Genomic DNA, 16,918 nt, shown 5'->3' with positions numbered 1-16,918 from the left:
AACACAGTGGCTGCAGACTAAAGGATGGACAAACAAACAAGAACGAATGGTTTCGTATTTAGATATTTCGTTTTGGCAACGAACAACAGCGGCCCACAGTCTCAGGGGGAGGATGGGGCCGTCGCCAGGCTCTGGTCGAGCCGCTTCCAGTAATCGCGTTCCAGGCGGGCCGTATCGATATCGCGGGCCGCCTCGTTGAAGCGCTTTTGCCGGGCCGCCCCCTCGGCATCGCGCTGGAAGCACACATGCACGGGACGCTCCTTGAAGACCGTATCGATGATGGCGATGCGCTCGCGCTCGGCCTTGCTGAAGTTGCGTCCCATCAGCAAATGCTGCAGGACATGGCGCTCGATGACGATCACGCGGTAACGCTTGATCAACAGCTTCTTCAGATTCGTCGCGTCGTTCAAGCCCTCTTCCGTCCTCAGCTCGCCGCGCGCCACCATGCCATCGAACTGTTCTCCATTCGAATAGCCGGCCACGGTGCCGATGCGCAGCTTGCCCAGATCGGCCAGGCTGGCGCCGGGCACGCCATCCTCCTTCAGGTAGGCCAGCACGCCTTGCGTATTGCCAACCGGCACAGAAAAATGACAGAGTTTTTCCCGCTCGGGCGTGCGCCAGACGGCCAGAAGCCCTGCATAGCGGGAACTGGCCAGGCCAAACTGCATGGCACGCTTCCAGGGAAAATATTCATATTTGACCGTATAGCCGAGACGCTCGAAGATGGCGCTGACCATGGCGCCCGACATGCCATCGGCAGGCAGGCTGCGGGAAATGAAGGGCGGCCAGTCTTCCGCGGCGAAGCGGACGATGCGCGAACTGGCGGCGCCCGGCGCCGCCATGGGAGAGCCAGCCTGCCCGTACGCAAGGGCAAGTGCAGAGTGCATGAACAAACAGAAGGGCAAACCAACTGTCCGGAGGAAACGCATGTTTTGCTCCTATGACCTGCTACGCCTCACAGGGGGCGACAACAGGACTGGCGGTCGGCTTTTTTGATTACTGGCTTGATGAAAATCATGCTCCCACAAAAAAAAGAAATTGCAAAGTTGTTTATTTGCACTTTGACATTCCCAATGGAAATAAAATACGATTGCGGCGCGCCTGCAACAGCCGGCCCTGGCACACGCTATCCCCTCTGACGAAACAGGTTTTTGCTTGTGCGCGCGCCGGATGGCCGATAATGGCGTTTTACCGTGGAAGATGACCGTGCCGCACCCAGCCCCTGCCTCACTTGCCGACCAGATCGAAGACCTGCTGCCGCAAACGCAATGCACCAAATGCGGCTACAACGGCTGCCGCCCGTATGCGGAAGCGATAGCCGTCGGCAGCGCCGACATTAACCAGTGCCCACCGGGCGGCGCGCAGGGCATCGTGCGCCTGGCCGGCTTGCTGGGCAAAAAAATCATTCCGCTCAATCCCGTCAACGGCCTCGAACGTCCGCGATCTTTCGCCTATATCGACGAATCGCTGTGTATCGGCTGTACGCTGTGCATCCAGGCCTGTCCCGTGGACGCCATCGTCGGCGCAGCCAAGCAGATGCATACGGTAGTGACCAGCCTGTGCACGGGCTGCGACCTGTGCGTGGCGCCCTGCCCCGTCGACTGCATCGTCATGTACCCGGTCAGCGGCGACGCCACGGGCTGGGACGCCTGGAGCCAGGCAGAGGCCGACGACGCGCGCGCGCGCCACGATTTCCGCACGCAGCGGCTGCGCCGCGAAGCAGAGGCCAACGATGCGCGCCTGGCCGCCAAGGCCGTCGCCAAGATGCAGGAAGTGACGCAGGAAGTGCCCGTCACGCCAGATGAACTGGCAGAGAAGGAGCGCAAGCGCGCCATCATCGCCGCCGCCATGGAGCGCGCGCGCGCCAAGGCCGCCGCCAGCGCCGACACCGCCCCGCCAGCCCCCAACACGCCGAAAAAAGACGCATGAACGCTGCCAAACGCCTGGAAATCTTTACGCGCTTTCGCGCCGCCAACCCTTCCCCGAAAACGGAACTCGACTACACGACGCCGTTCGAGCTGCTGATCGCCGTGCTGCTGTCGGCGCAGGCGACGGACGTGTCCGTCAACAAGGCGACCCGCTTGCTGTATCCGGTCGCCAATACGCCGGCCAAGATACTGGCGCTGGGCGTCGACGAGCTGGCCAGCTACATCCGCACCATCGGTCTGTTCCGCACCAAGGCGAAGAACGTCATCGCCACCTGCCAGATCCTGCTCGATCAGCACGGCGGCGAAGTGCCGCGCGACCGCGCTTCGCTGGAAGCCTTGCCCGGCGTGGGCCGCAAGACGGCCAATGTGGTCATGAACACGGCGTTTGGCGAACCGACGATGGCTGTCGACACGCATATCTTCCGCGTCTCGAACCGCACCGGCATTGCGCCGGGCAAGAATGTCGATATCGTCGAGCAAAAGCTGCTCAAATTCATCCCCAAGGAATTCCTGCACGACGCCCACCACTGGCTCATCTTGCACGGCCGCTACACATGCACGGCGCGCAAGCCGCAATGCTGGAACTGCATGATCGCCGACCTGTGCGACTACAAGGACAAATCGCCGATGCCGGCCGTGGTGTAAAGCAACGGCCCGAGTGGGCCGATGTCGTTGCTGCGTAGGTCGGGTTAGCCCGCAGGGCGTAACCCGACACATTGTTGCTGCCTGGGGTGTTGTCGGATTACGGCCCCTCGGGCCTAATCCGACCTACAACAACACCATATTATCGCGATGGATCAGCTCATGGCCTTCCATGTAGCCGAGAATCGCTTCGATCTCGGTGGACGGCTTGCGCATGATGCGGCGCGCTTCGCCGCTCGTGTAGTTCGACAGGCCGCGCGCCACGGGCACGCCATCCGCGTCGACGCAGGTGATGACGGCGCCGCGGCCGAATTCGCCGTTCACGCCCGTCACGCCGATCGGCAGCAGGGACTTGCCTTCCTGGCGCAGCTTTTGCACGGCGCCCGCGTCCAGCACGACGGCGCCGGCCGTGTGCAGATGATCGGCCATCCACTGCTTACGCGCCGTCAATTGCCCCGTTTGTGCCAGCAACTGCGTGCCGATCGCTTCGCCCTGGGCGAGGCGGCTGAGCACGTCGCTGTCGCGGCCCCAGGCGATGATGGTATGGGCGCCGGACTTGGCGGCGCGCTTGGCGGCGAGGATTTTCGTCAGCATGCCGCCACGGCCCAGGCTGCTGCCGGCGCCGCCGGCCATCGTTTCCAGGGCCGGATCGCCGGCGATGCCTTGCGTGATCAGGTAGGCGTTCGGGTCCTTGCGCGGGTCGGCCGAGAACAGGCCGTGCTGGTCCGTCAGGATGACCAGGGCATCGGCCTCGATCAGGTTGGCGACCAGGGCGCCCAGGGTATCGTTGTCGCCGAACTTGATTTCATCGGTGACGACCGTGTCATTTTCATTGATGATCGGCACCACGCCCAGGCGCAGCAGGGTCGTCAGGGTGGAGCGCGCGTTCAGGTAGCGTTCGCGGTCGGCCAGGTCGGCGTGCGTGAGCAGCACCTGTGCCGTGCCCAGCTGGTGGGCGCGGAAGCTGCTTTCATAGATTTGCGCCAGGCCCATCTGGCCCACGGCGGCGCACGCCTGCAATTCGTGGATATCGGTGGGGCGCTGCTCGAAACCGAGGCGCAGCATGCCTTCGGCGATGGCGCCGGAACTGACCAGCACCACTTCCTTGCCCAGGGCGCGCAAGCCGGAAATCTGCGCGGCCCAGCGCGCAATGGCGGCATGGTCGAGTCCGCGGCCATCGTTGGTGACCAGCGAGGAGCCGACTTTGATGATGATGCGGGTAGCTTTTTGAATCACGGAATCCATGGGGCGGCGCTCTTCACTTAATAGACGTCAGCGCGCAGGACGCAGCAGCAGCAAGGCCAGCCCCGCCGTCAGCTCGATTGCGCACATGAACAACACAAAACCCTGGGGCAAGCCGAAGCTGATGGCCGCGAACAGACGGCCGGCGGGCTGCGCCAGGACCAACATTGCAGTGATATCGCCGAGGACAGGCGGTTCGCCCTGCCGTGCCGCGAACAGCGCCAGGAGCGCGGTAGCGCCCCAGACACCGACATGGGAAGCGTAGAACTGGCTGTAGCCATCGACGCCGTTGAGGAAGATGCCCATGCCGGCCGCCATTGCATCGGCGAACAGCAGACAGGCGACCGCGCTCAGCCCGTAAGCATACGCGATCAGATGCAATACACGGCGCTGCCACGCTTGCTTGCGTGCGGACGCGGCAGCGACCGTCTGTACCGACATCAGGGTAAGGCTCTTAGTCGAGGATCTTGAAACGCGGATCATCCGGGTCGATCGACGAGATACCGCGTGCTTCTTCGGTCATTTGCGTTTCTTCGGCACGGCTTTCGCTGTGTTTCTTCTCTTCCAGATGCTGGTAAATGGCATTGACCAGTTCCGGGCAACCCTGGTGGTTCAGCGCGGAGATCTCGAAGACGGGACCTTTCCAGGCGAAACGCTTGAGGAAGTCCTTGACGATCTTCTTGCGCTCTTCTTCCGGCACCATGTCGAGCTTGTTCAACACCAGCCAGCGCGGCTTGTCGACCAGCGACTCGTCGTACTTCTTCAATTCCTTGACCAGCGCCTTGGCTTCCTTGACAGGATCGACGTTGGTTTCAAACGGCGCCAGGTCGACGATGTGCAGCAGCAGACCCGTGCGCTGCAAGTGGCGCAGGAATTGATGGCCCAGGCCCGCGCCTTCGGAAGCGCCTTCGATCAAGCCGGGAATATCGGCGATCACAAAGCTCTTCTCGTGCGACACGCGCACCACGCCCAGGTTCGGGTGCAGGGTGGTAAATGGGTAATCGGCAATTTTCGGACGCGCGTTCGAGACGGCCGAAATGAAGGTCGATTTGCCGGCGTTCGGCATGCCCAGCAGGCCCACGTCGGCCAGTACTTTCAGTTCCAGGCGCAATTCGCGGCGTTCGCCTTCCTTGCCCTCGCCTTTTTGGCGCGGTGCGCGGTTGGTCGAGGACTTGAAGTGGATATTGCCCCAGCCGCCTTCGCCGCCCTTGGCCAGCATTTCGGTCTGGCCGTGTTCGGTCAGATCGGCCAGGATTTCGCCGCTCGCGTTGTCGATGATCAAGGTGCCGACCGGCATGCGCAGGTGGATGTCATCGGCGCCCTTGCCATAGCAATCTGCGCCACGGCCAGGCTCGCCATTGCGAGCCTTGTGCATTTTGGAGAAGCGGAAATCGACGAGCGTGTTGATATTGCGGTCGGCGACTGCCCAAATGGTGCCGCCCTTGCCGCCATCGCCGCCATCGGGACCGCCGAAAGGCCGGAATTTTTCACGGCAGAAAGAGGCGCAGCCGTTGCCGCCATCGCCCGCGATGACTTCGATTTTTGCTTCGTCGATAAACTTCATAATTTTGCCGCCATAAAACTAAAAAGGCTCTACCTTGGGCAGAGCCTTTCGATTGAAGGCTTGCGCCTTACATCATGCGATCATCGTGGAGCGAACTGGCGCTCCGCCAATGAATTACGCTGGTACTGCTTCGTTTGGTACAACGGTCACGAATTGCTTCGAGCCGGCACCTTTGACAACGAACTTCACTTTGCCCGCGATCAGCGCGAACAACGTGTGGTCCTTGCCCATGCCTACGCCTTCGCCGGCGCGCACTGGGGTGCCGCGTTGACGAATGATGATGCCGCCAGCATTGATAGCTTGGCCGCCGTAGACTTTAACGCCCAGACGCTTTGATTCTGAATCACGGCCGTTTCGCGTTGTGCCGCCGCCTTTTTTATGTGCCATTTAAGACTCCTTGATAGCTGATTAATTCAAACAGCGGCGATTAGCCGTTGATCGAAACGATTTGGATTTCGGTAAAATTCTGGCGATGGCCTTGATGCTTTTGGTAGTGCTTACGACGACGCATCTTGAAAATTTTGACCTTATCATGGCGACCATGCGCCACAACCGTAACCAGTACCGTTGCACCTTCGACCAATGGAGCACCAAACTTGATGCTATCGCCCGCGCCTACTGCGAGAACTTGATCGATGGTGATTTCGGAACCAATGTCTGCCGGTATCTGTTCTACTTTAAGTTTTTCGCCAGCGACAACTTTGTATTGTTTGCCACCGGTTTTTATGACCGCGTACATGATTTGAAACCTCATCAAATGTTGAAAGAATTTGTCCCACTGTCACGCAAAGCAAGCCGTACACAACAGGGAGAACCAGCGATTATACACGGACTGAGAAATTGCGTCAAAAAGTATTCACAAAGCTTGACGATCGTGGTATGTCGACAACCTGGCCATGATGTCAGGCTTGCGCCAGGCGGACAGGAAAACGCGCGCCAGTGCCAACAAGATCAATCAATTGCTCTACAGTCATAGGCAAACATCACGCACGCGCAAGCCTTGTCGTATAATCGCGGCACCCACAATCTAATGCAGGTTCGCCTTGTCTGACGCTAACAAACACGTTAACCAAAACACCATCGTGCAAACGATTGCCGCCGATATGGATGCAGTCAATACGGTGATCCGCCAAAAGTTGCACTCCGATGTCATTCTGATCAACCAGATCGCTGAATACATCATCAGCGCAGGGGGCAAACGCATCCGCCCCGTGCTGATTTTGCTGGTGGCCAATGCCCACGCCTATCGCGGCACGGCGCACCATGAACTGGCCGCCGTGGTGGAATTCATCCACACCGCCACCCTGCTGCACGACGACGTCGTCGACGAATCGTCGATGCGCCGTGGACGCCAAACGGCCAATGCCCTGTTCGGCAATGCCGCTTCGGTGCTGGTGGGCGACTTCCTGCACTCGCGCTCGTTCCAGCTGATGGTGTCGCTCAATAATATGCGCGTCATGCAAATCCTCTCCGACGCCACCAATGTGATCGCCGAAGGCGAAGTGCTGCAATTGCTGAACATGCACGATCCGGACGTGACGCAGGACAGCTACCTGAACGTCATCCGCTCGAAGACAGCCAAGCTGTTCGAAGCGTCAGCGCAACTGGGCGCGCTGATCGCCGGCGCCAGCGAAGACGATATCGAAGCGGCTGCCGAATACGGCCGTTCGCTGGGCACGGCTTTCCAGCTGATCGACGACGTGCTCGATTATGCAGGCGACGCCGCCGAAATCGGCAAGAACGTGGGCGACGACTTGCGCGAAGGCAAACCGACCATGCCGCTGATCTGGCTGATGGAAAACGGTACGCCGGAACAACGCGAACTGGTGCGCAGCTGCATCGAGCAAGGCGACGAACAGCATTTCGATACCGTCCTGACGGCCATCACCAGCAGCGGCGCCCTCGACTACACGCGCCAGCAGGCGGAAATCGCCGGCCAGCGCGCCGCCGACGCCATCGCCGGCTGGCCCGACAGCGTCTACAAGCAATCGATGCTGCAACTGTGCTCGTTTGCCGTGGACCGCAATCACTGATCGCGTGGTACTCATATCCAATACAAAACGGCGCCACTGGCGCCGTTTTTTATACTCCGCTCATTTCACCGGTTTGCCGTCGGCGCCGACCACGGCCTGACCATCTTCCTTGACAAATGCCCCTTGCTGCGGCAGCGGCAGGATCTCCAGCACTTTTTCCGACGGCCGGCACAGGCGCACGCCCAGTGCCGTGACGACGATGGGGCGGTTGATCAAAATGGGGTGGGCTTGCATGGCGTCCAGCAGGGCCGCATCGCTCAGCTCAGGATTGGCCAGGCCCAGTTCGTCGTACAGGGCGCCCTTGTCGCGCATGACGGCGCGCACGGACAGGCCCGCACGCTCGATCAGGTCGACCAGTTCCTCGCGCGACGGCGGATGCTTGACGTAATCGATGATGACGGGCTCGACGCCCGTGTTGCGGATCAGGGCCAGGGTATTGCGCGAGGTGCCGCATGCCGTGTTGTGATAAATCGTGATCGTCATGGCGTGATGTCCTTTACATTGGGTTCGCTGACGCAGCAAGATGCGCCGGCGCAACAGTTCTCGGTCAGGAAGGCGAGCAAGCCGTTCATGCCCGCATAATTGGCGGCATAGATGATGGAGCGCCCTGCCTTGTTCGCCGTCACCAAATTGGCGTGCGCGAGTTCTTTCAGGTGAAATGACAGCGACGACGGCGCAATCGCCAGCGCGTCGGCAATTTTCGTCGCGGCCATGCCTTCCGGCCCCGCTTGCACCAGCAGGCGGAACACGGCCAGCCGCGATTCCTGCGCCAGCGCAGCCAGGGCCACGATGGCGGAAGCGCTCGTCAGCGCAGTCGCCTGGTTCGCTATTGTCTTTGCATTTTCCATATTTCAATAATAGTCGAATTATTGAATCATTTCAAGCGCGGTGTCTTACGTAACCCAGCGCACCGACTGTTCTGGCCTATCGGTCTACCTTGATGAAAAATCATTGCGACTGGCTTACCATGACACGCTCGACACCCCTGAAAATCCTCGGCTGGAGCCTGGCCGCCCTGCTTACCCTCATCGCCATCGTGGTCATCTTCGTGCTGACCTTCGACTGGAACCGCGCCCGCCCCTACATCAACGAGAAGGTATCGGCAAGCACGGGCCGCAGCTTCGTCATCGGCGGCGACCTGCAGGTGACATGGAAGCAAGGCCTCAAAACCGAGCCGGGCTGGCGTCGCTACGTGCCGCGGCCTGTCATCAGCGCCCACGACGTGCGCATGAGCAACCCTGACTGGGCGACAGCCGGCACGCAACTGGCCAGCGCGAAACGCATCGACCTGGCGATCCATCCCTTGCCCCTGTTGCAGCACAGGCTGGTGCTGACGGATCTCGCCCTCGAGGCGCCGAACATCGCCCTGCAGCGCCGCGCCGACGGCAGCAACAGCTGGACCTTGAAGGACAACGGCCCTTCGACATGGGACGTGGAAATCCAGCGCATGGCCTTCGGCGACGGCGTCATCCGCTACCTCGACGAAGGCATCGCGCTCGACGTGCAAGCCAAGGTCAGCTCGACGGCGCCCGACGCCACGCCGGGCGACGCACCAGGCAACGCGCCCGTGCAGAAATACGGCATCGCATTCACCCTGGGCGGCAGCTACCGCAAGGCGCCCGTGACGGGCGGCGGCAAGGCGGGCGCCGTGCTGTCCCTGACCGACAATAACACCGTGTATCCCGTGCAGGCGCATGCCGTGCTGGGCAAGAACAAGGCCAGCATCGATGGCACCCTGACCGACCCGCGCTCCTTGTCGGGCATCGATTTGCAGCTGAGCCTGGCCGGCGCCAGCATGGCCGACCTGTATCCGCTGACAGGGGTATTGCTGCCGGAAACGCCGGACTACGCGACCAAGGGCCGCCTGCTGGGCAAGAAAGACGGCGCCGCCTGGAGCTGGACCTATCAAAACTTCAAGGGCACGGTTGGCCAGAGCGACCTGGCCGGCACCCTGCAATATTTGCCGCGCCAACCCCGCCCCCTGCTGCGCGGCGAAGTAACGTCGCAGCAATTGCGCCTGGAAGACCTGGGCCCCAGCATCGGCGCCGACAGCAATGCGCGCAAACAGGCGCGCGGCAAGGCGCCCGTGCAGCCCGACAGCAAAGCCTTGCCCGTGGAACAGTTCAATACGGCGAAATGGGATGCGCTCGATGCCGACGTGAAATTCACAGGCAAGAAACTGGTACGCACGCACGACATCCCGCTCAACGATATCGTCGCCAACATCCGCATGAAAGACAAGGTGCTGAGTTTGACGCCGCTCAATTTCGGCATGGCCGGCGGCGACATCACCTCGAACATCACGCTCGACGGCCGTCAAAAGACCATCGCCGCGCAAGCCAAGGTGGCGGCGCGCCACCTCAAGATCCGCGAACTGTTTCCCAAGCTGCAATCGATGCAGGCGAGTTTCGGCGAAGTGTATGGCGACGCGGCGCTGACGGGCCACGGCAATTCCATCTCGGCCATGCTGGCCAGCGCAAATGGCGAGCTGGCGGCCACCGTCAGCGAAGGCTCCGTCAGCCAGTTCATGCTGGAACTGGCGGGCCTGAACCTGGCCAACGCCGTCTTCGTGAAAATCTTTGGCGACAAGCAAGTCCACCTGAACTGCCTGGCCAGCGACTTCGCCGTCACGAATGGCCAGGCCGACGTGCGCCGCTTCGTGCTCGATACGGACACGGCCGTCGTGAACGTCACGGGCAACGTCGACCTGGCAAGCGAAACCCTGGACCTCGACGTGCGCCCGCGCACCAAGGGCGCCCGCATCATCACCCTGCGCACCCCGCTGTATGCGAAAGGCACGTTCAAGCACCCGGACGTGGGCCCGCAAAAAGGCCCGTTGGCCCTGAAGGCAGGCGCCGCTGTGGCGCTGGCCACCGTCGTCACGCCCCTGGCCGCCCTGCTGCCGCTGGTCAACGTCGACAAGGCCCCCGACACGAACTGCGCCGCCGTCATGGCCCAAGCCAACGCCACGCGGAAAAATCCCACGGTGCCGGCGACGAACGCGCCCGCCAAGAAAGTGAGCGAAGCGGAAATCAGGAAGGCCCAGCAGGAAAAGAAATAGACCTTGACGCCGCCGCTTGAAACCCGCCCCGCCATCTGCTGTAATACCAGTATGCGGGGTGTGGCTCAGCCTGGTAGAGCGCTGCGTTCGGGACGCAGAGGCCGGAGGTTCGAATCCTCTCACCCCGACCAGCCGCTTCCCCCTTGCTGTGCCGGCTTAAGCTGCCGGTACCTTGACCCACGCGTTGGCGTGTTGCCGAGAAGTATGATATTAATTACATCATTAATATCCTGCTCACTTCTCGCGCAAGGGGCTGACCGATGTCTTTCCTGATAGTTCTGGCCGCACTGGCCTTCCTGATGCTGGCCGCCTACCGCGGCTATAGCGTGATCCTGTTTGCGCCCGTCGCCGCGCTGGGCGCCGTGCTGCTGACCGATCCGTCTGCCGTGCCGGCCGTCTTCAGCGGCATCTTCATGGAAAAGATGGTGGGCTTCATCAAGCTGTATTTCCCCGTCTTTTTGCTCGGCGCCGTGTTCGGTAAACTCATCGAGCTGTCCGGTTTTTCGCAGTCCATCGTCGTGGCCGCCATCCGCTACATCGGCAGCGCGCGGGCGAATGCCGTGATCGTTGCCGTGTGCGCGGCGCTCACGTATGGCGGCGTGTCGCTGTTCGTGGTGGTGTTTGCCGTGTATCCGTTTGCGGCCGAGCTGTACCGCCAGAGCAATATTCCCAAGCGCCTGATGCCGGGCGCCATCGCTCTGGGCGCGTTTTCGTTCACCATGGATACCCTGCCCGGCACGCCGCAAATCCAGAACATCATCCCCACCACCTTTTTCAATACCACCGGCTGGGCCGCGCCATGGCTGGGCACCATCGGTGCCGTGCTGACGGTGATCATGGGGCTGGCTTTTCTGGAATGGCGCCGCCGCTCCGTCATGGCGACGGGCGAAGGTTACGGAGTGGAAGCGGAACAGGCCAAGACCGGTGGCGGCGACCTGCCCCATCCGCTGCTGTCGGTCGCGCCGTTGGTGCTCGTCGGCGTGGCCAACTTTGCGCTGACCAAGCTGATTCCCCACTGGTATGGCGCCAGCTACGTGCTCAGCGCCGATGCCCTGCCCGGTTTGCACGCTCCCGTGACCACGTCGATCGCCGCCGTCACCGGCATCTGGGCCGTGGAAGGCGCCTTGTTGCTGGGTATCTTGCTCGTGTGCGTGACGGCCTTCGGGCGCATCCGCGCCGCCTTTGCCGAAGGCACCAAGGCGGCCGTCGGCGGCGCGCTGCTGGCTGCCATGAATACGGCGTCCGAATACGGCTTCGGCGGCGTCATCGCCGCCCTGCCCGGCTTTCTTGCCGTCAGCAACACCTTGCGCAGCGTGCCCGATCCGCTCGTCAACGCGGCCGTGTCCGTGACGACCCTGGCCGGCATTACGGGATCGGCTTCGGGCGGCATGAGCATCGCGCTGGCCGCCATGTCGGACAGTTTTATCCAGGCCGCGCAACAGGCGCATATCCCGCTCGAAGTCATGCACCGCGTGGTGGCCATGGCCAGCGGCGGCATGGATACCTTGCCGCACAACGGCGCCGTGATCACCCTGCTGGCCGTCACGGGCCTCACGCACCGCCAGTCCTACCGCGACATTTTCGGCATCACCGTCATCAAGACGGTGGCCGTGTTCCTCGTCATTGCCCTGTATTACCTGACGGGTCTGGTGTGACGGTTGGGCAAGCTACAGCCGCGACGACGATGCCGGCGTCACCACCGCTTGCGCCGGCTTGAACAGGTGGCTGATGCCCATGGTCAGCAGCGGGCCGGCCAGCGCCAGGTAGGAACTGTCGACGCCATACGGATTGCCGGCCAGGAACCAGCCGATGGTGGCGATCACGGAAACGATCACGCCGACGAAGGCGCCGCGCGGCGTGCCGAACTTCGGCGCATAGAAGGCCATCAGCACCAGCACGGCCAGGGTGGCGCGCAGGGCCTTGCCGAGGAAAGCGATCATCAGCAGTTTTTCTGCATACAGGGCCAGCACCAGCGGCAGCAGGCCGGCCACGACAATGGCGATACGCAGGAACATCAGCGATTTCGCATCGTTCTTCGCCTTGTTGTACCAGGGATCATAAAAATCCTTCATGGCCAGGGTCGCCGATGCCAGGGTGGTGGCGGAAATGCCGCCGAACAGGGCGCCGGCCAGGCCGACGATCATGATGCTGGCGGAAAACGCCGGCATGTGCGCGATCAATGTCGGAAAGGCGTCGATCGACTTCATGCCCGGATACAGCACGGCGCTGCACATGCCGATCAGGGCCGCCATCAGGCCGAACGGAATCATCAGCGACGACACGTAATAGCAGGCGCGCTTGGCCACGGCAGGGTTGTCCGTGCTGACGAGGGCCTGGATCACGTATTGCGTGGCAAAGATGGAACCGATGCCGCCGATCATCCAGGCGATGATCTGGCCCCAGCCGATCTCGACCCAATTGAACATCTTGGCCGGCAATTGCGCCTGCAGCGCGCCGATGCCGCCCGTCGCTTCCAGCGCATACGCCAGCGCCAGGATCACGCCCAGGTACTTGACGATGGAGTGGGCAAAGTTGGTGTACACCACCGAGCGCATGCCGCCCAGGCTGACATAGATCACGGTGATGGCGCCCACCAGCAAAATGGCCACCGTCTTGTTGATGTGCAACACGGCCGCCAGCACGGCGCCGCCGCTCGCGTACAGGGCCACGGCAACGATGCTCAGCGCGACGATGGTGAGGATCGACGCCGCATAGCGCACGGGTTCGCCGTAGGTTTGCGCCAGGATGCCGGAAATCGTCGACTGCCCGCTTTCCTTGTATTTTTTGACCAGCACGATGGCCAGCAGCAAGAAGCCCAGCGACAGCGCCACCAGGTTCCAGGCTGCGGAAATGCCCAGTTCATAACCCTTCTGCGCCGTGCCGATGCTGACGGAGCTGCCGATGAATTCCGACAGCAGCAGCGCGCCGATCAGGTAGGCGGGATAATTGCGCCCGCCCGCCGTCATGCCCTCGGCGCTGTTGGCATGCTTGCGCACGCTATACGTAATGTACGACATGAGGGCGAAATAGCCCACCGTGACCGCGGCGATAATGATCAATCTGTTTTCCATCTGTCTACTCCAAGTCTGCTTTTCTTATTATTATTTTTCAAGAAAGCTTCCCCTGCCGCATGCCGGTCTTGCCGGTGGCGGTGCTCAGGGGGAAGTCAAATTCCTGCCATACCTATACGGTACAGCAAGCCTCACAACAAAAAGGTCCGCAACTGCGCCGTGAACAAGTCCGCCGCTTCGACGTTCGAGATATGCGAGGCAGGCAAGCTTGCCAGGCGGGCGCCCGCGATCTGCCGCTGCAGCCAGCGCCCGTCGTCGAGGGTGGTGACGGGATCGTGCTCGCCCGCGATGATCAGGGTGGGCACGCTGATCGTGCCGACACCGGCGTGCAAGTCCGTCTGGGCCAGCACGTCGCAGCAGGCCGCGTAGCCGCCGGCATCCTGGCTGCGCAACATGCCGACCAGGCGCGCCACCGTGTCCGCCTCGCGCGCGATGAACTGCGGCGTGAACCAGCGCGCGGCGGCGCTGTCGGCCACTGCGGCCATGCCGTCGCGGCGCACTTGTTCCGCCCGCAGCTGCCACGGCGCGGCGCCCCCGATGCGTGCCGCCGTATTTGCCAGCACGAGCTGCGTCAAGCGCCGCGGCTGGTGTATGCCCAGCCACTGGCCGATCAAGCCGCCCATGGAAATGCCGCAGAAGGCGGCGCGCGCGATATCGAGGTGATCGAGCAGCGCCACCACGTCCAGGCCCAGCCGGTCGATGCCGAACGGCGCGCCGCCGCTGGCGGACTGGCCATGGCCGCGCGTATCGTAGCGCACGACAAAAAAGTCGCCCGCCAGCGCGTCCGCCTGCGCATCCCACATGGACAGGTCCGTGCCCAGGGAATTCGACAGGACCAGGCAGGGCTTGCCACGCTCGCCATCCGTCCGGTAATGCAGGCCGATACCGTCGACCTCGCACGTTTTCCCGGCAGTGCCGTTGTCTATCTGCGTCATCGCACGTCTCCTCAGGAATCGTCGTCGCGCACCGACGAAGGATGGCGGCACAGCGGCATCACGTCGATCTGCATGTAGGGAAACAGCGGCAGCGAAGTCAGCAAATCATGCAGCTCGTCCACGCTGTCCACGTCGAAGACGCTGATGTTGGCGTACTGGCCGGCGATGCGCCACAGGTGGCGCCATTTGCCCTCGTGCTGCAGGCGCTGCGCCAGTTCCCTTTCCGTCTGCTTGAGCTGCGCCGCCTGTTCGGCGGGCATGCTCAATGGCAGGTTCACGTTCATGCGTACATGGAATAACATGGTGTCTCCTTTATTGACGCTGCAGGGAGCGCAGCTTGTCCATATCGATCTCGACGCCCAGGCCCGGACCCGTCGGCACCTGCAGCATGAAGTCGCGGTACACGAGCGGCTCGCGCAAGACTTCCTGCGTCAGCAGCAGTGGCCCGAACAGCTCCGTGCCCCAGGCCAGTTCGGCAAACGTGGAACACACGTGGGCCGTGGCCGCCGTGCCGACGCCGCCTTCGAGCATGGTGCCGCCGTACAGGCCCACGCCGGCCAGGCGCGCCACGGTGGCCACTTCCAGCGCGGGCAGCAAGCCGCCCGACTGGGTGATTTTTACGGCATACACGTCGGCCGCGTCGGCCTGGGCCAGCGCCAGCGCATCGGCGGGGCCGTGCAAGGCTTCGTCGGCCATGATGGCCACGTCGAAGCGCTGCTTCAGGCGCGCCAGCGCGGCGCGATTGCCAGCCTTGACGGGCTGCTCGATCAGGTCAATGCCACCCGCTTCCAGCGCGGCGATGCCGCGCACGGCGTCCGTCTCGCTCCAGGCCTGGTTGACGTCGACCCGCACGCTGGCCCGTTCGCCCAACGCCCGCTTGATCTCCAGCACATGGGCCACGTCATCCATCACGTCGCGCAAGCCGATCTTCAGCTTGAAGATGCGGTGGCGGCGCAGGTCCAGCATTTTTTCCCCCTCCGCGATATCGCGCGCGGTGTCGCCGCTGGCCAGCACCCAGGCCACGGGCAGCGCATCGCGCACGCGGCCGCCCAGCAATTCCGACAGCGGCACGTTCAGGCGGCGCGCCTGCGCGTCGAGCAGCGCCGTCTCGATCGCGCATTTGGCGAAGCGGTTGCCCTGGATGGCCTTGCGCACCCTGGCCATCGCCTTGGCCACTGCGCTCGCTTCCATACCGACCAGCAGCGGCGCGATATAGGTATCGATATTCGTCTTGATGCTTTCCGGGCTTTCGCCGCCGTAGCCCAAACCGCCGATGGTGGTCGCTTCGCCCCAGCCGGTGATGCCGTCGGCGCAGCGCAGCCGCACCAGCACCAGGGTTTGCGTATTCATGGTGGCGACGGACATCCGGTGCGGACGGATGGTTGGCACATCGACCAGGTAGGTATCGATATTTTGAATCATATTTATTCCGTATAATTCTGTGGAGTGGAGACACGATATTCCCCGAACGCCCCCACGTCCAACACCGAGTTGGTATCAAACCTATACCTGAAAGGTATGAAGATGGAATTACGGCACTTGCGCTACTTCGTCGCGGTAGCAGAGGAAAGGAACTTCACGCGGGCCGCCGCGCGGCTGCACATCGCGCAGCCGCCGCTGAGCCGGCAGATGCAGCAGCTGGAAGAAACGCTGGGCGTGGCGCTGATCGAAAAGGGGTCGCGGCCGCTGCGGCTGACGGAAGCGGGAGAGTTTTTCCTCGCCCATGCGCGGCCCCTGCTCGACCAGGTGCGCGACCTGCAGGCGATGACGCAACGCATCGGCAAGCTGGAACGCACCCTGTCGATCGGCTTCGTCGCCTCGACCCTGTATGGGGAATTGCCCGACATCGCGCACCGCTTTTGCGAACGCCATCCCGAAGTCGACGTGACCCTGCATGAAATGACGACGGTGCAGCAGTTGAAGGCCCTGAAGGAAGGCCGCATCGACGTGGGTTTCGGGCGATTGAAAAGCGAAGACCCCAGCATCCGCCGCATCCTGCTGCGCGAAGAACGCCTGGTGGTGGCCCTGCCGCCCGGCCACCGGCTGGCCAGGGGGGAAGGCGGCTTGCGCCTGACGGACCTGGTGCACGAAACCCTGCTCGTGTATCCGAAAACGCCGCGCCCCAGCTTTGCCGACCAGGTGCTGGCCATGTTCAGCGAAGGCAATGTCACGCCCGGTCCCGTCACGGAAGTGCGCGAACTGCAGATTTCCATGGGACTGGTAGCGGCCGGCCAGGGCATTTCCATCGTGCCGGAAAGCGTGCAGGCCATGCATCATCGGAACGTCGTGTATCGCAAGCTGGACGACAAGCATGCGTTCTCGCCCATTTTATTCAGCATGCGGCATATGGACCGCTCGCCGGAACTGGACAACCTCCTCGCCGCCGTGTACTCGATCTACGATGAACACGGCATCGCCCACGTCAAGGAAAGCCTGTAGCAG

18 protein-coding genes and 1 tRNA gene are annotated in these 16,918 nt (G+C 62.4%); 7 read left to right on the top strand and 12 right to left on the bottom strand.

Features of this window, described 5'->3' with window-relative positions; genetic code table 11:
• Positions 1–101: 101 nt before the first annotated feature.
• Positions 102–842 (bottom strand): substrate-binding periplasmic protein, encoded by a 741-nt coding sequence (locus ACQ4W4_RS13420; protein WP_436542424.1) that lies wholly within the window; start codon positions 840–842, stop codon positions 102–104.
• A 358-nt stretch (positions 843–1,200) separates the two neighbouring features.
• Between ACQ4W4_RS13420 and rsxB the strand changes: the two genes are divergently transcribed.
• Complete coding sequence (gene rsxB / locus ACQ4W4_RS13415; protein WP_436542423.1) at positions 1,201–1,929, top strand: electron transport complex subunit RsxB; 729 nt, start codon at positions 1,201–1,203, stop codon at positions 1,927–1,929.
• The gene (gene nth / locus ACQ4W4_RS13410) at positions 1,926–2,573 is read left to right on the top strand and encodes an endonuclease III (RefSeq protein WP_436542422.1); all 648 of its coding nucleotides are present in this window, start codon (positions 1,926–1,928) and stop codon (positions 2,571–2,573) included. The genes rsxB and nth overlap by 4 nt, the downstream gene beginning before the upstream one ends.
• Positions 2,574–2,696: 123 nt before the next feature.
• Here nth and proB read toward each other — a convergent pair whose 3' ends face one another.
• The 5 genes from proB to rplU all read right to left on the bottom strand — a co-directional run bounded on the left by proB (position 2,697) and on the right by rplU (position 6,115).
• Complete coding sequence (gene proB / locus ACQ4W4_RS13405; protein ID WP_436542421.1) at positions 2,697–3,815, bottom strand: glutamate 5-kinase; 1,119 nt, start codon at positions 3,813–3,815, stop codon at positions 2,697–2,699.
• A 27-nt stretch (positions 3,816–3,842) separates the two neighbouring features.
• Entirely contained in the window at positions 3,843–4,253 is a 411-nt protein-coding gene (locus ACQ4W4_RS13400; RefSeq protein WP_436542420.1) for a hypothetical protein, read from the bottom strand.
• A gap of 13 nt (positions 4,254–4,266) precedes the next feature.
• Entirely contained in the window at positions 4,267–5,376 is a 1,110-nt protein-coding gene (gene obgE, locus ACQ4W4_RS13395) for a GTPase ObgE (RefSeq protein WP_034754647.1), read from the bottom strand.
• A 114-nt stretch (positions 5,377–5,490) separates the two neighbouring features.
• On the bottom strand, positions 5,491–5,763 hold the full coding sequence (gene rpmA, locus ACQ4W4_RS13390) for a 50S ribosomal protein L27 (protein ID WP_070219281.1): 273 nt from the start codon (positions 5,761–5,763) through the stop codon (positions 5,491–5,493).
• Positions 5,764–5,803: 40 nt separating this feature from the next.
• Entirely contained in the window at positions 5,804–6,115 is a 312-nt protein-coding gene (gene rplU / locus ACQ4W4_RS13385; RefSeq protein ID WP_034754730.1) for a 50S ribosomal protein L21, read from the bottom strand.
• Between the two features lie 304 nt (positions 6,116–6,419).
• On the opposite strand from rplU, the gene ispB reads away from it, so the two are divergent.
• A complete protein-coding gene (gene ispB / locus ACQ4W4_RS13380) occupies positions 6,420–7,409 on the top strand; it encodes an octaprenyl diphosphate synthase (RefSeq protein ID WP_436542419.1) in 990 nt (329 codons plus the stop codon).
• A 60-nt stretch (positions 7,410–7,469) separates the two neighbouring features.
• Here the strand turns inward: ispB and arsC are convergent, their stop codons facing one another.
• Positions 7,470–7,892, bottom strand: a complete 423-nt coding sequence (gene arsC / locus ACQ4W4_RS13375; protein WP_436542418.1) for an arsenate reductase (glutaredoxin) — start codon at positions 7,890–7,892, stop codon at positions 7,470–7,472.
• Positions 7,889–8,257, bottom strand: a complete 369-nt coding sequence (locus ACQ4W4_RS13370; RefSeq protein ID WP_436542417.1) for an ArsR/SmtB family transcription factor — start codon at positions 8,255–8,257, stop codon at positions 7,889–7,891. The genes arsC and ACQ4W4_RS13370 overlap by 4 nt, the downstream gene beginning before the upstream one ends.
• Before the next feature lie 119 nt (positions 8,258–8,376).
• On the opposite strand from ACQ4W4_RS13370, the gene ACQ4W4_RS13365 reads away from it, so the two are divergent.
• The 3 genes from ACQ4W4_RS13365 (at position 8,377) to ACQ4W4_RS13355 (ending at position 12,125) form a co-directional block, all read left to right on the top strand.
• A complete protein-coding gene (locus tag ACQ4W4_RS13365) occupies positions 8,377–10,470 on the top strand; it encodes an AsmA family protein (RefSeq protein WP_436542416.1) in 2,094 nt (697 codons plus the stop codon).
• A 54-nt stretch (positions 10,471–10,524) separates the two neighbouring features.
• Positions 10,525–10,601 (top strand) — tRNA-Pro (locus ACQ4W4_RS13360).
• 129 nt (positions 10,602–10,730) lie between these two features.
• The gene (locus ACQ4W4_RS13355) at positions 10,731–12,125 is read left to right on the top strand and encodes a GntP family permease (protein ID WP_436542415.1); all 1,395 of its coding nucleotides are present in this window, start codon (positions 10,731–10,733) and stop codon (positions 12,123–12,125) included.
• Between the two features lie 12 nt (positions 12,126–12,137).
• On the opposite strand, the gene ACQ4W4_RS13350 is transcribed toward ACQ4W4_RS13355, so the two are convergent.
• The 4 genes from ACQ4W4_RS13350 to ACQ4W4_RS13335 form a co-directional block, all read right to left on the bottom strand.
• The gene (locus tag ACQ4W4_RS13350) at positions 12,138–13,541 is read right to left on the bottom strand and encodes a sodium:solute symporter family protein (protein ID WP_436542414.1); all 1,404 of its coding nucleotides are present in this window, start codon (positions 13,539–13,541) and stop codon (positions 12,138–12,140) included.
• Between the two features lie 131 nt (positions 13,542–13,672).
• Positions 13,673–14,476 (bottom strand): 3-oxoadipate enol-lactonase, encoded by an 804-nt coding sequence (pcaD, locus tag ACQ4W4_RS13345; protein WP_436542413.1) that lies wholly within the window; start codon positions 14,474–14,476, stop codon positions 13,673–13,675.
• 11 nt (positions 14,477–14,487) lie between these two features.
• Entirely contained in the window at positions 14,488–14,778 is a 291-nt protein-coding gene (gene catC / locus ACQ4W4_RS13340) for a muconolactone Delta-isomerase (RefSeq protein WP_436542412.1), read from the bottom strand.
• Positions 14,779–14,788: 10 nt separating this feature from the next.
• Positions 14,789–15,898, bottom strand: a complete 1,110-nt coding sequence (locus ACQ4W4_RS13335; RefSeq protein ID WP_436542411.1) for a muconate/chloromuconate family cycloisomerase — start codon at positions 15,896–15,898, stop codon at positions 14,789–14,791.
• Positions 15,899–16,000: 102 nt separating this feature from the next.
• On the opposite strand from ACQ4W4_RS13335, the gene ACQ4W4_RS13330 reads away from it, so the two are divergent.
• Positions 16,001–16,915, top strand: a complete 915-nt coding sequence (locus ACQ4W4_RS13330; RefSeq protein WP_436542410.1) for a LysR family transcriptional regulator — start codon at positions 16,001–16,003, stop codon at positions 16,913–16,915.
• The last annotated feature ends 3 nt before the right edge of the window (positions 16,916–16,918 follow it).

This window comes from Janthinobacterium glycogeni, assembly GCF_051380725.1.
Classification (GTDB): Bacteria; Pseudomonadota; Gammaproteobacteria; order Burkholderiales; family Burkholderiaceae_D; genus Janthinobacterium.
The sequence above is the reverse complement of the archived record's forward strand: the minus strand, read 5'-3'. Positions and strand labels throughout refer to the sequence as shown.